The organism is Atopobium minutum 10063974 (assembly GCF_000364325.1).
GTDB classification, from domain to species: Bacteria; Actinomycetota; Coriobacteriia; order Coriobacteriales; family Atopobiaceae; genus Atopobium; species Atopobium minutum.
Genome location: NZ_KB822533.1, coordinates 1,353,142 through 1,369,304, shown reverse-complemented (window position 1 = coordinate 1,369,304; position 16,163 = coordinate 1,353,142). Strand labels below are relative to the sequence as shown.

Annotated in this window: 13 protein-coding genes; 9 read left to right on the top strand and 4 right to left on the bottom strand. The window is 49.4% G+C overall.

The window, feature by feature from the left end:
* Nucleotide 1 precedes the first annotated feature (1 nt).
* From HMPREF1091_RS06350 to HMPREF1091_RS06340, 3 genes are all read right to left on the bottom strand, one after another.
* Nucleotides 2–2,026 (bottom strand): class I tRNA ligase family protein, encoded by a 2,025-nt coding sequence (locus HMPREF1091_RS06350; protein WP_002563982.1) that lies wholly within the window; start codon nt 2,024–2,026, stop codon nt 2–4.
* A gap of 85 nt (nt 2,027–2,111) precedes the next feature.
* Nucleotides 2,112–2,846: an HAD family hydrolase gene (locus HMPREF1091_RS06345; RefSeq protein ID WP_002563981.1), complete on the bottom strand. Its 735-nt coding sequence runs from the start codon at nt 2,844–2,846 to the stop codon at nt 2,112–2,114.
* A 10-nt stretch (nt 2,847–2,856) separates the two neighbouring features.
* A complete protein-coding gene (locus HMPREF1091_RS06340; protein ID WP_002563980.1) occupies nt 2,857–3,387 on the bottom strand; it encodes a hypothetical protein in 531 nt (176 codons plus the stop codon).
* 237 nt (nt 3,388–3,624) lie between these two features.
* On the opposite strand from HMPREF1091_RS06340, the gene pyrE reads away from it, so the two are divergent.
* The 4 genes from pyrE to HMPREF1091_RS06320 are packed head-to-tail and all read left to right on the top strand — an operon-like array spanning nt 3,625 to nt 6,417.
* Nucleotides 3,625–4,263 (top strand): orotate phosphoribosyltransferase, encoded by a 639-nt coding sequence (pyrE, locus tag HMPREF1091_RS06335; RefSeq protein ID WP_002563979.1) that lies wholly within the window; start codon nt 3,625–3,627, stop codon nt 4,261–4,263.
* Nucleotides 4,264–4,899, top strand: a complete 636-nt coding sequence (locus HMPREF1091_RS06330; protein WP_002563978.1) for an epoxyqueuosine reductase QueH — start codon at nt 4,264–4,266, stop codon at nt 4,897–4,899.
* Between the two features lie 31 nt (nt 4,900–4,930).
* Nucleotides 4,931–6,094 (top strand): tRNA preQ1(34) S-adenosylmethionine ribosyltransferase-isomerase QueA, encoded by a 1,164-nt coding sequence (queA, locus tag HMPREF1091_RS06325; RefSeq protein WP_002563977.1) that lies wholly within the window; start codon nt 4,931–4,933, stop codon nt 6,092–6,094.
* 11 nt (nt 6,095–6,105) lie between these two features.
* Nucleotides 6,106–6,417 carry a hypothetical protein gene (locus tag HMPREF1091_RS06320; RefSeq protein WP_002563976.1) on the top strand — a complete coding sequence of 104 codons (312 nt, stop codon included), beginning with the start codon at nt 6,106–6,108 and terminating at the stop codon, nt 6,415–6,417.
* A gap of 107 nt (nt 6,418–6,524) precedes the next feature.
* Here HMPREF1091_RS06320 and HMPREF1091_RS06315 read toward each other — a convergent pair whose 3' ends face one another.
* The gene (locus tag HMPREF1091_RS06315; RefSeq protein ID WP_002563975.1) at nt 6,525–8,051 is read right to left on the bottom strand and encodes a hypothetical protein; all 1,527 of its coding nucleotides are present in this window, start codon (nt 8,049–8,051) and stop codon (nt 6,525–6,527) included.
* 261 nt (nt 8,052–8,312) lie between these two features.
* Between HMPREF1091_RS06315 and HMPREF1091_RS06310 the strand changes: the two genes are divergently transcribed.
* From HMPREF1091_RS06310 to recJ, 5 genes are all read left to right on the top strand, one after another.
* Complete coding sequence (locus HMPREF1091_RS06310) at nt 8,313–8,585, top strand: HPr family phosphocarrier protein (RefSeq protein ID WP_002563974.1); 273 nt, start codon at nt 8,313–8,315, stop codon at nt 8,583–8,585.
* A gap of 161 nt (nt 8,586–8,746) precedes the next feature.
* The gene (gene tgt / locus HMPREF1091_RS06305) at nt 8,747–9,883 is read left to right on the top strand and encodes a tRNA guanosine(34) transglycosylase Tgt (protein ID WP_002563973.1); all 1,137 of its coding nucleotides are present in this window, start codon (nt 8,747–8,749) and stop codon (nt 9,881–9,883) included.
* A 115-nt stretch (nt 9,884–9,998) separates the two neighbouring features.
* A complete protein-coding gene (gene secD, locus HMPREF1091_RS06300; protein ID WP_002563972.1) occupies nt 9,999–11,477 on the top strand; it encodes a protein translocase subunit SecD in 1,479 nt (492 codons plus the stop codon).
* The gene (gene secF / locus HMPREF1091_RS06295; protein WP_002563971.1) at nt 11,470–12,426 is read left to right on the top strand and encodes a protein translocase subunit SecF; all 957 of its coding nucleotides are present in this window, start codon (nt 11,470–11,472) and stop codon (nt 12,424–12,426) included. Before secD ends, secF begins: the two co-directional genes overlap by 8 nt.
* Nucleotides 12,426–16,154 carry a single-stranded-DNA-specific exonuclease RecJ gene (recJ, locus tag HMPREF1091_RS06290; RefSeq protein ID WP_002563970.1) on the top strand — a complete coding sequence of 1,243 codons (3,729 nt, stop codon included), beginning with the start codon at nt 12,426–12,428 and terminating at the stop codon, nt 16,152–16,154. Before secF ends, recJ begins: the two co-directional genes overlap by 1 nt.
* Nucleotides 16,155–16,163 lie beyond the last annotated feature (9 nt).

Genomic DNA, 16,163 nt, shown 5'->3' with positions numbered 1-16,163 from the left:
GCTACTTGCCCTGGCTCTCATGCTTAGTAAAGAAGTCAAAACGGGGTGGGAGGACTTTGAGTATGTGAGTACCCGCAGCTTCACCGAGCTTCTCTGCAAGTTGAGCGGGAGTATCAAACGCATGCTCCCAGCTAAAGAAGAAGTCAGGATCAAAGTTGAGATAGTCACAAATGGTCTCACAGCCAAAGGGTGCTGCAGCATGCATAAGCAAGGTAGTGGTACGCAAAGCAGCAAACGCATCTGCTAAGGCTTGTTCATATGCTGCGGGGTCTCCTTGGCTTGCTTTGGATGCATCTCCCCAGCGCTTGTTTGCAGCACGTGCAAAATCTTCCACGGTAGACAAGGCAGAGTGGGCATCAAAGATATATGCAGATTTCTCAAACGCTAAAATGGCCTGAGTGCACTCATCCACAACCTCAGAGTGTGCTGCAACGCAAGGGAGCTTTCCGCCCAGTGCATTTTGTGCGCCATAAAAGCAACTACGAGCCAAGCGATTAAAGATGTTAGTAAGAAAAGCGCTTTCCTTAAGGGCGGGATCTGCCACACGAGGGTCATCTTTTACAAGGACATCGGTACCAGTCTTTTTGTCCTTATGGCTTACGCTTGTATCATACGGTTTAGGAGAAAAACTTACCGCCTTTTGATCCAAAGCCAGGCTAAGCCAGTGACAACGCAGCTGTTCTGGCGTGTAATGCTCCAGCAGTTCTGCTGCCATAGGAGGTTTGATTTCCCCAGAACTTGAAGCCTTCTTGTTCATAAACAAGATGTGATAGTTGGCAAGAGGCGTGTCTTGCTTAAGACCCCAATCCAGAGCTTCCCAGAGAGCAGGTTGTGCTACGCAATAAAAGTAGATGTTGTCTTGACCAATAAACTGGAATACCTGGGCATCTTCAGAAGTCCACCAATCGCGCCAGTCAGTGGTGGAATAACAACCTTCTGATGCTGTTGCTAAGGCGGTTTGCGTAAAGCTGATGGGAGCCCACAGACTTTCGGGCCAGCACCATACGGTCAGATCAGATGTTTCTTCGATAACTGGAGCGGGAACACCCCAGCTAATATTGCCTGTAATACGGAAGGGTAGCAGGGTTTTTCCGGTACGAAAACGGATTCCAGCCGCCTCGAACGTCTCGCGAGCTTTGTCACGATCAGACCAGGTGGCAAACGTGAGCGAGAAGGAAGATTGATTGCCTACAGCTTCGGTAAGGCCGTGCGCAGGAAGCTGATCTTTAACGGCGTCATACTGCTCACGGAATTTATTCTGGATGTATACAATGGGATCAACCAAAGACTCGCGTACCGTCTTAGTAACCACGGCACGTACCTGCGGATCTACATCCCACTCATCCATAAGCTGTTCAAGCTCGTGGCGAAATGCGGGCAGATCAAAGTACCAGTTATCCACGGGGCGTAGCTCGGGTGTAGCGCCTGTGAGCTGAGATACCGGAGCAATGAGCTCCTCGGGGTTAAATTGATGGCCAAGGTCACACTCGTCTGCATAGGCTTTTTCTGATTTGCAGCCGCGCACTGGACAGTGCCCACGAACCTGGCGACCATTCAGGAACTGACCAGCTTGTGGGTCATAGAACTGGCGGGTGCTTTGCTTATGTAAGTAGCCTCGCTCATACAAACGCTGTATAACAGCGGCGGTAAGCTTATTGTGAAAGCTTGCAGCTGGCTCTAAACCAGAACCAGCATACAGATCTAAAGAAACACCGTAGGCAGCAAGTGCCGACTTCTGCGCGTTATGATTCTCGGTAACGTAATCAATAATCGTGCCGGTGTAGCCCTCATCTTCCTTGCGCTTGCGGTAGCCCTCCATAATGGGGGAGCCATAGCAGTCTGTACCAGAAACAAACAACACGTTTTGTTTTCCTAGGCGGTCACGCAAAAAACGAGCAAAGAAGTCTGCTGGTACAAAAACACCAGCAATATGCCCAAAATGCAGGTTTTTGTTGCCGTAAGGCATGCCAGCAGTAATAACGGCACGCGCAGGAAACACGGGACGATTGGTGCTATCGACTGCCATGAGAAACCTTTCATGTTGTTATATAAGCGCGCATGCGCCCATAGATAGTTGCTCTAATCTATTTAGTATCGCACAACTAAGGTGCTTATTTGGTCTCCAGAATTGCGCGCGTAAGCTCAGACGCACTGCTTACAATATGCTTTGCACCACAGTGCTCCAGATAGCTGTGCTCTCTAAAGCCCCAGTCTACAGCAATGCAGTCCAGACTCGCATTATGAGCGGTGAGAAGATCAATTTCTGTGTCTCCAATATAGACAGCCTGGGCATTCGGGTTATTTATTTTTGCTTGTAGCTCATGAAGCGCAATCAGAGTTGTATCTGCTGCGGGTTTACGAGCAATAGTGGGACTCAAGCCCGTAGCAGATGCCATGATGTCCCCAAAGTGTAGCTTTGACAGGCGCTTGACCTCACTATCCATTTTGTTAGAAACCACAGCACAAGGTATGTTGGCGCCTTGGAGGGCAGCAAGCATGTCACAGATGCCGGGATAAGGCAGCGTGTGATCATTACTATGCAGCTGATAATGTGCGCTAAAAGCCTTATTGAGCTGCTCGATCTTGTGCATGTCAAGACCTAAATCCTGTGCAGTTGTGCTGTCTCCCAAGGCTAGCAGGGTATTAAGAGATGCACCTTCAAGTGCTGCAAAGGCACGTGCGCAGGCAATTGTTGAACCACTGCCAAAAAAATGTGCAGCGTCGTTTGGAGTAAAGCAGCTCTGGTGACCAAGCGCGTGCATGGCATGGTTGAGTGAGATAGCAAGGTCTGTGGTGGTGTCAAGCAGTGTTCCATCCAGGTCAAACAAAACAATATCGTAGGACATAACAGGCTTTCTACTTGTTCTTCTTGCTGGATTTACTGGACTTGGTTGGCCTTTTAGCCTTAGGTTTCTTATCGGCGTTTTCCAAAAGCTTTGCCTCTTTTTGGACCTTTCGGAATAAAACGACTAAAACAAGACCAGAAGCAGCAGTAATGCCAATAGCAATCAAACGCACGGTGGTAAGAGGAGAGGTGCGCAAAACGCTTTCTTGGTTAAAGAACATATGACCATTTTGCAGATAGGTAGTGGTAATCTCTCCCACCTCTGGCTTGAACCTCATGTCAGTATCTACCAAGCGAAATTGCCTATTTTTGTAAGATACAACCACTTTGTACTTAAAGGTTGAGGGATCTACCTCTTTGGAGACCACCGTTGATTTGCAGGGCAGATAGTCAAAAACAAGAATCTTGCGTGCGATATTAATACCTAAGCTCAGTAGCAAGCAAATGATAAACACAATCAATGCAATGTGAGCACGGCGTTTGGTAGGAGTGGTTTGCGGTACCGCGGTTTGTGGCAACTTTGTAGGAGTGTTCTCTGACATATAAAGCCCTATCATATCTGGATGTGTACAAAATTATATGTGTATAAAGTATATTTGCTCTTTAAGAATAGCGTCCCTTATGCGTCCCTTATATATGTGTGCGTAGCTTCTCGGTTAAAGGTTCAACAATGCATATTACAATCAGATACACCGCTAGAATGTATCCGTACAAAAAATGCAAACACAGGCAAGTGATTTTACCTGCAGGTGAGAGCAACTCTACGAAAGAGGTAGGTCATGGCAACTAAAGCCACCATTGCACATGCTCTTTTGTCTATTAAGGCAGTGTTTTTAAAGCCCGATGACCCCTTTACTTGGGCAAGCGGTATCAAGAGTCCTATCTATTGCGACAATCGTCTTACGCTAAGCTACCCTGAGGTTCGCACCCTCATAGATGAGGCTCTTGCCGATAAAAGCCGTGAGCTGTATCCCGAGGTAGAAATGCTTATGGGTACGTCTACTGCAGGTATTGCTCACGCTGCCATTGCTGCAGATAGACTGGGCATTCCCATGGGTTATGTGCGTGGTTTTGCCAAGGATCATGGCCGCAAGAATCAGATTGAAGGCCGTGTGTCTGAGGGCGAAAAAATTGTAGTGATTGAAGACCTCATCTCTACAGGCGGTTCTGTTTTGGACTGTGTGCGTCCTTTGCGTGAGGTGGGAGCAAACGTGCTGGGTGTTGTATCCATCTTTACCTATGGTATGCAAAAGGGCTTGGATCGTCTTGCCGCAGACGCGGTAGAAAACACCAGCTTGTGTGATCTGGATACCCTGGTAGAAGTTGCTGTGGAGGAGGGTTATATCAAGCCTGAGGATAAGGCACGCCTGTTGGCATTTCGTGACAATCCCTCTGATGAGAGCTGGATGACCCGTTAGATGGCATTCCAACAATATGAGCGTACACCGCTCCTTCTTCATGCCTGTTGCGCACCCTGTTCTATAGAGCCCATCCTTCATTTGCGTGAAGAGGGCTTTGAGCCTACTATCTGCTGGACTAATCCTAATATCCAGCCGATAGAAGAACATGATCTACGCCTAGAGACTATGCGTATGTATGCAAAGGATTTGGGCCTTGATCTCATTGTGGCGTCCGATGATCGAGCTGGCTGGGAACGCCGGGTTGCTGGTTTGGGCTTTGATCGTGAGCGGAGGTGTCGGGCATGTTATGCGCAGCGCCTTGCCGAGCTGTGTCGTGTGGCAAAACAACGAGATTTTTCTTTTGTGTCCACCACGCTTGTAGTGTCTCCTTATCAGCTGTTTGATGTCTGCCATGATGTGCTCAAAAAACTGTGCGATGCACAAGGTCTTACTATGGTGTGGCGCGATTTTCGCCCGTATTACCCTGAAGCTACACGCTTGTCTCGCGAGGCAGGTATGTATAGGCAAAATTACTGTGGCTGTCGATTTTCTGCTGCGGAAGCGGCCTTTGACAGGCATGAGATACGAGATGAGCGCAAGGCAGCTAAAGCAGCTGAGCGCGCAAAGAGGCAATCGAAAGCCCACGTTTCTTAGGTGAAGCGAAGGGCTTGCTAGGAGTTATGTAATGCGTACCGATGATTTTGATTACAACCTGCCCGATGAGCTCATTGCTCAGGCACCTGTTGAGCCACGCGATTCTTGTCGCTTGCTGGTGCTGCATCGCAGTGATGGCAGGGTAGAGCATAAGATTTTTAGGGATATTGTGGACCTGCTCCAGCCTGGTGATTTGCTGGTGGCAAACAAAACACGCGTTATGCCTGCTCGTTTGGTAGGTCGTAAGCAACATACCGGTGGTGTGTCAGAGACCTTGCTGCTTCGTCGCCGTGAGGATGTGGATGCCTTGGGTAGCGTGTGGGAATGCTTGGTTAACCCCGGCAAGCGCTTAAAGCCCGGTGCGATTATTGAATATCGTGCGGGTGGTTTGCACGCTCCTCAGATCAGTCCGGTGGTTTTAACCGGCGAGATCATGGACTTTGTGGATGACAACCGCGGTGGTCGTCTTGTTAAGTTTGTGCCGGCGGCAGACTTGAGTTTGGATGAGGCCATCCATCGGGCGGGTCATGTGCCCCTGCCTCCCTATATTACCGAGTATGACGGAGATCCCGAGAAGTACCAGACGGTGTATGCCATGAAGGAAGAGCATTCCGCTGCAGCCCCTACGGCTGGTTTGCACTTTACGCCCGAGCTTATCGATAAGATCAAAGCCAAAGGTTGTAGGTGGGCAACGGTAGAGCTTGAGGTAGGTATAGATACCTTTAGACTGGTTACCGAGGATGATCCTACCCAGCATGCTATGCACACGGAGCGCTATCATGTGCCGCAGGATGTGATTGATGCAGTGCATGCTACTAAGGCTGCTGGTCATAGGGTTATTGCTGTTGGTACTACGGCCGTGCGCTCGCTTGAGTCTGCCTGGGAAAGGAACATCGACGTGTCAGATCCCGCTGTTACTGCGCTTCATTTTGAGAAGGCAGCTGAGTCTGCTGCGGTAACAGGTACCGGGGATGTGGTGGCACGCCACGATGCAAGCACGAACCTGTTTTTGATGCCTGGGTCTACTTTCCATGTGGTAGATGCAATGATTACAAACTTCCATGTTCCGCGCTCTACCCTTATGATGCTCGTTTCTGCCTTTGCTAACCGTGATCAGATTATGGATGCCTATGAGCAAGCCATTGTTCAACGATATAGGATGCTCAGTTTTGGTGACGCTATGTTCATAGAGTAGAAGGTTTGCTCATGAGATTATTGAGAAATTTTTCTTGGGACAGCAGTTGCGGTAAACGCCTTAGAGTTGGTATTGCACTCTTGCTTGTTCTGGTTATACTACTTTTCTTATTTGTTCCAGTGCTGAAACCGTACTATGCTTTTGTCATTATCCTGCTTCATCTAGCGGTTATTATTGTCACAACATTTAGGCTAATTACATGCAAAGACTCAGATGTATCTAATTATGTGCTGATAATTGCAATAGCTCTTTATAATCTCGCTATGGCACTCTTAAAAATAGCTGGTTTTGATACCTTTATTGGTTTTGACTTCTGGTTGTAGCATATGCCTCAATACAACACCCGTCTATCGTAATAAGCGACAGACGGGTGTTTATGCCTGCATACAAAAAGTGGCTTATAGGATAAAAATCGATCGTATACTTTGTATTACAACACGTGTGCAAGGGACAGCAATACCAGCAGAATGATAAAACCAGCAGCACAGAGCACACCAATAAAGATATAGCGCTGCTGTTTTGTTTTCTCGCGCAGTTTTGCTTCACGCTTTTCTAGGTTTTGTACCTGGCGTTGTTGCACCTCAATAGCTGCTTGTGTATCGCTTATGGTATTGCGTAGCTCTTCCGTAAGCTCGGGTGTTGCATGAATCTCTTTTGCCTCATCGATAAGGGACTGCGCATTATCGCGCCTAGCCGTGGCATCATCAAGTTGCTTTTGCGTATCGGTAATGGCCTTGGTTAGCGCAGCTATTTGCTTATCTACTTCAGATTCGCGCCCATGAGCATCCTTGAAAAGCTTGTCATAGTTTGCCTTGCGCTCATCCGCTTCACGCTTGGCATCCTCAAGCGTTTCTTGTGCAAAATCAAGAGAATTACGTTGCGTGTAAAGGTGCGTCAGCGCATTTTCTATGGCACGACGATGCTGTTCTGTAATGTCAGCAATGTCGTTGTGGAAACGATCAAGAGCACGCTCTTCCTTAGCAATTGCCTTGCGCGTGTGTTTGAGGGCGTTTTTATCGGCTGAATCCGAGGCAGTGAGTGTCGCCAATTCATCGTTCAGTTCTTCAATATGCGCCGTAGACTTTTCTATAGACTGCTTGACGTAGTTAATCTCCTCATCACGACGGCCTACCACGTCCTTGTGCTGCGACTCAGCCAGCTTAAGAGCACGTTTGGCATCTGCTACGGCCTTGGTGGCCTCATCCACCTTGTCCTGTGCCTGCTCGAGTTTTGCCTTATGGGGGCGTAAGTCCTGTCTATGGGTCTCACGTAATGTTGCGAGTTTCTGCCGTAATTTTTCTTCCTCAGCTTGTTTGTCTGCAATGATTTGCGAAAGCTTCTTCATGTGGTTCTGCGCTTCAATGCGCAGGGTAGTTTGATTGTCGATAATGTCTGTGTAATTTTGAGCCACCTCTTCGCGGTGGGCGAGAAGAGCGGAGTTCTCGGCAAGTTCATCTTGAACTTGCTTCAGCCGTGTGCGTGCAGCATTGGTTTGCTTAACGGCACGTCGTACATCGCGCACCGCCTCAAAGCCTTCCATGACGGTGTTGGCGCCTTGGCTTGCACCGCTTGAGATGGTCTCACGTGCTTTACCAGCAAACTTGGTAAGGTCGTCTTTGTTGATTGAGTTGGCAACGCTAGAAATAGTTTTATTGATAGTGGCTGCTACATCGTCCAAGGGTTTCTCGGTAGGCTTAACCTGCATTGCTGCTGACTCTGCTGTCGTTGCTGGCTCAGACTCAGGCTCAGGCTCAAGTGCTGTTGGTGGTTCAGGCTTAGGTGCAGGCTCGATTGCCATTGGTGTGGCAGACTCGGCATCAAGGTTAGTACCAGGATTGGTATCTGGCTTGGCTATGGCTGTATCAGCCTCATGGGACTTATCAGCTAAAGCATCAAAGGTACCAGCGGCATCATCTGGAGAGGCGGTATTGGAAGTGTTGACAAGATCGTCGGTCATTATGTGTCCTTTGTACAAATTCTTCTATTCATAGAGTAGTCGAATACTGTAGGTTTACCCAGGAGATGAGCTAAAGTTCTGTAAGAGGTACGAGTTTTATCAATTGTTACTGAATATATAAGGAATGTATTAAAGAATACCCGCACTATAAAAAACTTTATGCATACCTCATCAATCCCTACACGTGTTTACTGCATAATTCTGCTAGGATAAGAACTGAAGTTAGTCTTTTTTCGTATATACGGATAAAAGGAGATAAAGATGGTTTCTAAGCAGACCACTATTAAGAATGCAACGGGTCTTCATGCTCGTCCTGCATCCGCCTTTGTTATGGAAGCAAAGAAGTACCAGTCCAACATCACTATTGCGGATGTAGACAAGGGCACTGCTCCTGCAAATGCAAAGTCCATCATGATGATTCTTGCTGCTGGTCTTGGCACAGGCACTACGGTAGAGGTATCCTGTGACGGTCCTGATGAGCAGGAGGCTTGTGACGCACTGATCGCTCTTATCGATAGTGGTTTTGGCGAGTAAGATAACAAAACTATAATATACTGATGCCTGGCGGCTGTTGCACGTCAGGCATTTTTTATGTCTGAGGGTTTACCTACAGGCAGCAAAAGGGCACAGACTACCTACAAGAAGCTTTACCTATCAAAAAGTTTTAGCTAACGAGAAACGAAAGAGCACATCACATGGCAGATTTGTTTGGCTACGAAATTATTGCAGAAGATCCAAAAACACACGCTCGCGCTGGCGTGTTTCATACCGCTCATGGTGATGTGGAAACTCCTTTGTTTATGCCGGTGGGCACTAAGGGTACGGTTAAGGGCATTTTGCCCCAAACGCTGGAGCAGATTGGTGCGCAGGTTGTTTTAGCTAATACCTATCACTGTGAGATGCGTCCGGGTTCCGAGAGAATCGATGCTCTTGGCGGTCTGCACGATTTTATGCAGTGGCATCATCCCATTTTGACCGACTCCGGTGGATTCCAAGTGTTTAGTCACGGTGAGTTTTTTAAGTTGTCCGATGAGGGCGTGCGTTTTAGAGCAGTGGATTACGATGGGCGTTGGGTTAGTTGGACGCCTGAAGATAATATGGCCATTGCTCAGCGTTTAGGTTCAGATATTTGTATGCAGCTCGATCAATGTCCTGGTTATCCTTCTCCACGTCCATTTGTGGAGCGTGCGGTAGAGCTGTCCAGTATGTGGGCAGAGCGTTGCTGGAAGGCACATACACGTCCCGATCAGGCTTTGTTTGGCATTGTGCAAGGCGGTATGGATTTGGACTTGCGCTTGCGCTCTCTCAACCATTTGGAAAACGTTTCTAATTTCCCGGGATATGGTATTGGTGGCTACTCAGTAGGTGAGGACCATGAGACCATGTTCCAAACGCTGGAGCCTTTGGTATCTGAACACATGCCCAAATACAAGCCTCGCTATCTAATGGGCGTAGGAAATCCCACCACCCTGGTGCGCGGTGTTGCCTGTGGTGTGGATATGTTTGATTGCGTACTGCCTACTCGTACTGCTCGTATGGGCACGGCATTTTCATCTGAAGGACGCCTCAATCTTAAGAATGCTCGCTTTAGTGCTGACGATACGCCCCTTGATCATGCCTGTGATTGCCCTGTTTGCACAGGTGGGTATACACGTGCCTATCTCAACCACCTGGTACGCCAAAAAGAGATGCTTGGTTCCATTTTGCTCTCTACGCACAACCTTTACTTCTTGCTTAATCTTATGAGAAAGGCGCGCACTGCTATTATTGCGGGCAGCTACGGCGATTTTGTCGAGAGCTGGATGAATAGTCCTGCAGCTGACGACTTTTAAAGCCGATCAGTCTCTTTTCTGTCCAATCATGTGGCTATAATGAATGATTGAAAAATAGCTGTCGGTATAGAGCAGCTCTGCTGTATATCGTACCAACCTGAAAAGAGACTGTCGTATGGCTCACAAAAAGTCACAGGGCTCCTCAAGGACGGGGATCAATCGCTGGGATACTAGCGCAGCGCCCAAAAACCGCAGGAGTTCCTCTAAGTTTTCAAGCTCAACAGAGCTGCGTAAGTGGACAGCAACACTTATAGCGCTGCTTGTTATCTGTGTTGCCTGTGTTATCGGGTTTACGCCTCTTAATGAGCGCATTACACAGGGCTTGGATATTCAAGGTGGCGTTTCTGTCATTATGACTGCAAGCAAAGCCGACGGCTCTGCGCCCAGCGATGATGATATGCAGGCGGCAACATCCATCGTTCAGAATCGTGTCAATTCCCTTGGTGCTTCTGAGGCTACCGTTCAGAAGCAGGGTAACAACGCTATTCTCATTCAAATTCCGGGTGCGACCGATGCTCAACAAGCAGTAGAGACCATTGGCAAAACCGGTTACCTTGAGTTTGTTCGCTTGGATACCATTAGTGATGCAGACGCATTGAGCCAGCTCAGCTCCTATAAGGAAGATGTTACGCTCAAAAAAGGTTCTTACTCTGCTTTTATGGATGGATCTTCCATTGCGTCGGTACAAATAGCACAGCAGTCAAACTCTGCAACCGGCGCCTACGTGGTCAACCTGTCTTTGACAGCTGAGGGAGCCAAGAAATTTGCAGAGGTAACCAGCGAGCTTGCGCCAACCAAGGGTCGTATCGCCATTGTTTTGGATGGTGTGGTTAAGTCTGCTCCTTCTGTTCAAAATGAGATCACGGATGGCAACGTCAGCATTTCTGGCAACTTTACTGCAGATTCTGCCCGTGCCCTTAAGACCGTACTCGACTCGGGCTCTTTGCCGGTTACGCTTAATTATTCTGAAAGCCGTGTTGTTGGTCCTACCCTTGGCCAGGACTCGCTACACCAAGGCCTTTTTGCCATTGCACTTGGTATGGCAATCGTTATCTTATATTTGTTTGTGTTCTACAAGGGCTTGGGTATTTTGACGCTGGGTTCTTTGGCTAGCTTTGCCATAATGTATCTAGGCCTTTTAGCGGTACTGTCCCATTTTGGTGCCTTTGCCCTATCGCTTCCTGGTTTAGCAGGTATTGTTTTAACCATTGGTATGGCAGCAGACTCTTCCATTTTGGTTTTGGAACGCTTCCGAGAAGAAATTAGGATGGGCAAGAGCATCCGTACCGCCTCGCTTTCTGGTGTTAAGCATGGTATTGGAACCTCGCTCGATGCAGATATGGTCACCATGGTTTCTGCACTCGCCTTGTTCTTCTTTGCAGTTGGTCCCGTAAAGGGCTTTGGTCTTACCCTAGGCCTAGGCATTGTGTGCGACGTTATTACCATGTTTATGTTTAAGGCGCCTGCCTTGCGTCTTTTGGCGCGTGGTCCCATTGCAAAGCATCCTGGATTTTGGGGCGTTTCATCCGATGTAGCTGAGGCAAACAAAAAGCAGCCTGCCCCTGCCACGAAGGGGGGTGTGGCTCATGCGTAGTCATTTTTCTCATGAGTTGCCCATTATCAAGTATCGTCATGTCTTTTTGGGACTCTCTGCTGTATTTATTGTTTTATCTCTTGCGGGCTTGCTGGTACGTGGCCTGGTGTTTGGCATTGAATTTAGTGGCGGTACCGAGATTGATTTTTACAATACCGGCAGCATTTCCATTGATCAGATGCGCAACGCCCTGTCAGAGGCTCAGGAGGGTAGCGCCACCGTTCAAACTACTCTGACGGATGGCTCAGCTGGTTTCTTGGTTCGTTCGGATACCACGGATCCCAAGGTTGCAACCGAGCATGCACAGCAAGCTGCCAAGACCTTATCGTTACCCGATACTTCTTATCAGGTAACCACCATCGGACCTGATTGGGGCTCCAATGTAACGCACTCTTCTGCACTGGCATTTGGCCTTGCTCTTGTGGCGATCATTGCCTACATTGCTATTAGGTATGAGTACAAAATGGCTTTGTGTGCGGTGGCCTCTTTGGTGCACGACCTCATTATTACGGTGGGTATTTATGCGTGGACCCAAACGGCGATTACGCCCAATGTAGTGGCAGCTCTGCTTACCATCATGGGGTATTCGCTCTATGACACCGTTGTTGAGTTCCACCGCATCAATGAGAATGCCAAGCGTCTTAACGATGGCATTCATCGCAGTTACAACCAGATTGCAAACTTCTCTATAAATGAGGTTTTGGTTCGTACCATTAACACCACCATTACATCACTGGTACCCGTATGTGCCATGCTTGGCTTTGGTGGGGCGACGCTCAAAGACTTTGCCTTTGCTATGCTCATTGGTTTGGTGCTGGGCGGCTACTCCTCCTTTGGTGTGGCTTCTCCGCTGCTCTGCGTTTGGAAAAGCCAAGAACCCAAATGGAAAAAGCTTGAGGCAAAGTATGGGTCTGGTGCTCAGACTAAAACGCCAGTCGAGGTGCAATAATGACAAGGCTCGACGGAAGCAAGCGCTGGGAAGTTTTGACGCCTCATGCTGATGCCGAGCAGCGCCTTCAATCACAGCTTCACGTTTCTCCGCTGGTTGCTCGCATCATGGCAGCACGCGGTTTTGATGCCAACACGGAAGCGCAGCACTTTTTGCAGCCTGACCTTGATCGGGATTGGCTTGATCCCTATATCATTCCCAATATGGAGCAAGGCGCCTCTCAGATAGCTGAGGCCATTACTGCCGATAAAACCATTTCGGTGTTTGGGGATTTTGACGTGGATGGCATAACATCCACCTGTCTGCTCACCTTGGCGCTTCGTCGCATGGGTGCCAATCATGTGCGCGCCTATATTCCGCACCGTTTTGATGAGGGCTATGGCCTGTCTGCTGCAGCTCTTGATCGTGTTATGGCAGATGGCAAGCCCGATCTTATCATTACGGTTGATAATGGCATTTCTGCTGCACATGAGGTTGCTTGGCTGCTGGAGCAGGGCATTGATGTTGTCGTTACCGACCATCATGAGCCTGCGGATTTGGTGCCCCAGGGTGTACCTGTGGTTGATCCTAAGCTGCAAGCGTCTAATGGCTCTCGTGAGTTGGCGGGAGCTGGTGTTGCGCTTAAGATGGTCTGTGCGGTGGGACAAGCACTGGGCATGCCGCATCTCTGGCGTGAGTATACAGAGATTGCCTGCTTAGGCACCATTTCTGACATGATGCTTTTGGTGGGCGAGAACCGATCGCTGGTGTATGACGGTATTCGTCGCCTGCGTACTACTTCGCGTCCAGGCATTGTGGCCTTGAGTGCTATGAGTCACGTGGACTTGGCATCCGTCACAGCAGACTCCCTGCCGTTCTCGCTCATTCCACGCTTGAATGCTGCAGGACGTATGGGCAAGACGGATATAGCGCTTGAATTGTTGCTTACCCAAGACCCCCAAGAAGCTGCATATTTGGCAGGCGAGCTTGAGGGCATCAATCAAACACGACGTGAGATTGAGTCCAGCCTGGCACAAGAGGCTATGGCCATGGTTGAAGCAACCTATGAGCCTGGTAGCCGTGTGATTGTTATTGCAGGTGAAGGCTGGCATGAAGGAGTAAAGGGTATTGTCGCCAGCCGTATTGTTGGGCGCTATCATGTTCCATCGCTTTTGTTTACCGTATCTGATGGTATCGCGCGGGGTAGTGGGCGCAGTGTTGGCTCGGTAGACCTGTTTAGTGCGGTCAGTAAGTGCTCTGATTTATTGGTGCGTTTTGGTGGCCATTCCGGTGCGGTAGGGGTTACCTTAGACGCTGCTAATATTGATGCGTTTAGAGTGCGCATGGAGGAAGAACTCTCCAAGCTCCCCGAGGATGACTTTGTTTCTACAGGAGAAGTAACTGCGCTGGTGGGCTTACCCGAGCTGGATGTGGAATCCATTAACTCACTTGAGGCGCTGCAGCCCTTTGGACAAGGAAACAAAAAGCCTCTCTTGGCTACCACAGGCGTATGTATGCGCGACTGCTGTCGTGTAGGTGGTGCGGGTGAGCACCTTCGTTTTAATGCAACGGACGGCGTGCATGCCCTGCCAGCAATCATGTTTAGAGCTCCTAATGTGGAGCAGGCGGTGGATTTTGAGGGCGCGGTCAATCTGGTCTTTGAAGCGGTCAATGAAACCTGGCAGGGGCGTACTAAACCTAAGCTTATGGTGCGCGATATTATCTATCGAGAAGCGCTGCAGCCAGACCAAAGTACGCCTTCTCTTGCCGATACCCTTTTCTTGCGTGCTCATTCTATTTTGGCGCGGAAGGAATATGAGGGCATTGCGGAGGCATCGAGCTTTCCTACTATTGCACGGCAGGTCCAAACTCCTGCAAGGCAGGCGGCTATTGCACAGCTTTTTGTTGGACAAACTATAGACATCATCTTTGATCCCACTGCTGCTCACGAGCAAAAAACCTTAGTGTTAGCTACAGAGCAGGGTGAAGTGCTAGGAGAGCTGCGCACTGCCATTAACGCCGCTCTTGCCCCTCTTGTTGCGAAGGGCGTGCAGTATCGTGCAAGGGTAGTAGCACTTACGCATAGCGAGCAAAAAGGGTACGGGCTTAATATCATGGTGGAGCGGTGCTGTTCTGGTGATGCTGCGGCGCAGAAAGAGGACAGCAGCAAAGCAGATAGTGCCCAGCTACGCCATTCTCTTGAGGCGCTCCCGCCCGAGGAGATGACAGAAGCTTTACGTGAGCGCATGATCGGCTCTCATGCCCTGTTGCCTGCACAAGCAGCGGCTCTGCAACAGCTTGCCCGTGGACACTCTACGCTATGTGTTATGGCAACCGGCAGAGGCAAGTCACTCATCTTCCATATCCATGCTGCTCGTGAAGCGCTTTTGCACAAGCACATGAGCGTTTTTGTATTTCCTTTACGCGCGCTGGTGGCAGATCAAGCCTACCATCTTACCCAGATGTTCGAGACGCTTGGTATGAGCGTCCGAGTGCTTACCGGAGAAACAGCCCTTGGTGAGCGCGATGACATCTTCCTTGGTGCGCGCTCTGGTGCAATAGACGTTTTGCTTACTACGCCAGAGTTTTTGGCTATTCACTCCGCACGCTTTGCGGCGCTCAATCGCGTGGGCTTTGTCGTAGTGGATGAGGCTCATCATGCTGGTGTAGCAAAGGGTGGTAACCGTGGCGCCTATACCGAGCTGCCGCGCGTCTTGTCAGAGCTGCACAATCCGGTGTGTTTAGCCGTAAGTGCCACTGCGCAAAATGAGAGCGCACAAGAAATCTGCTCGCTTCTTGGTATTGAGGCAAGTCATGTGGTGGTTGATACTTCCGTGAGAAGCAACCTTGCCCTGTGCGACGAGCGCGATTCTCGGGATCGTGATGCTGTCCTTATCCATCTTGTTGCTTCTGGCGAGAAGGTCATCGTGTATGTCAATTCACGCGAACAATCCGTGATGTTGGCACGAATGCTGCGGCGTGCTGTACCGGATTTGGGACATAAGATTTCTTTTTACAATGCAGGACTTACGCGCAAGGAGCGCTTGAAGGTAGAAAACGCTTTTAGGCGTGGGGAGCTGTGTTGCATTGTTTCTACCAGCGCCTTTGGTGAGGGTGTTAACTTGCCCGATGTTCGTGCCGTTGTGTTGTATCACATGCCTTTTGGAGCAGTGGAGTTTAATCAAATGTCTGGTCGTGCGGGTCGCGATGGAAAACCTGCCCAGATTTACCTGCTGTTTGGTGACCGTGACGCACGCATCAATGAGCGCTTGCTTGAGGCAGCTGCTCCCAAGCGCAGCGCCTTGGTGGCACTATATCGCACGTTCATGGCGCAGGCAAAGGCACAATCAGAGGCACAGCCAGAGGAACAGACCGGTGTTTCTGCACAGCCAGCAACATCAGATACTGCGTATGCACCGGGCTTCTCGCTCTCCAACTCAGAGTTGGCCGAGGCTGCCAGAGAGCGCGATGCCCATACAGAGCTCGATGAACGTATGGTTTCGTGCGGCATAACTATTTTTAGAGAGCTCGGGCTGTTGCGTACCACCGGATATGGGACGTCGCGTAAAATTAGTATGAAGGTATCGCCCGCGCGCGTAGATTTGGAAAAGTCCATTCGCTACTTGGAAGGTCAGTATGCGCGTGAAGCGTTCGAGCAGTTTAGGAATTGGGTTCTGACTGCCTCGACCGACGAGCTTTTGGCTCGCATTAACAGACCTCTTACCCCAGATTTTGGGTATGAGGTCTAAAGGAGGCCA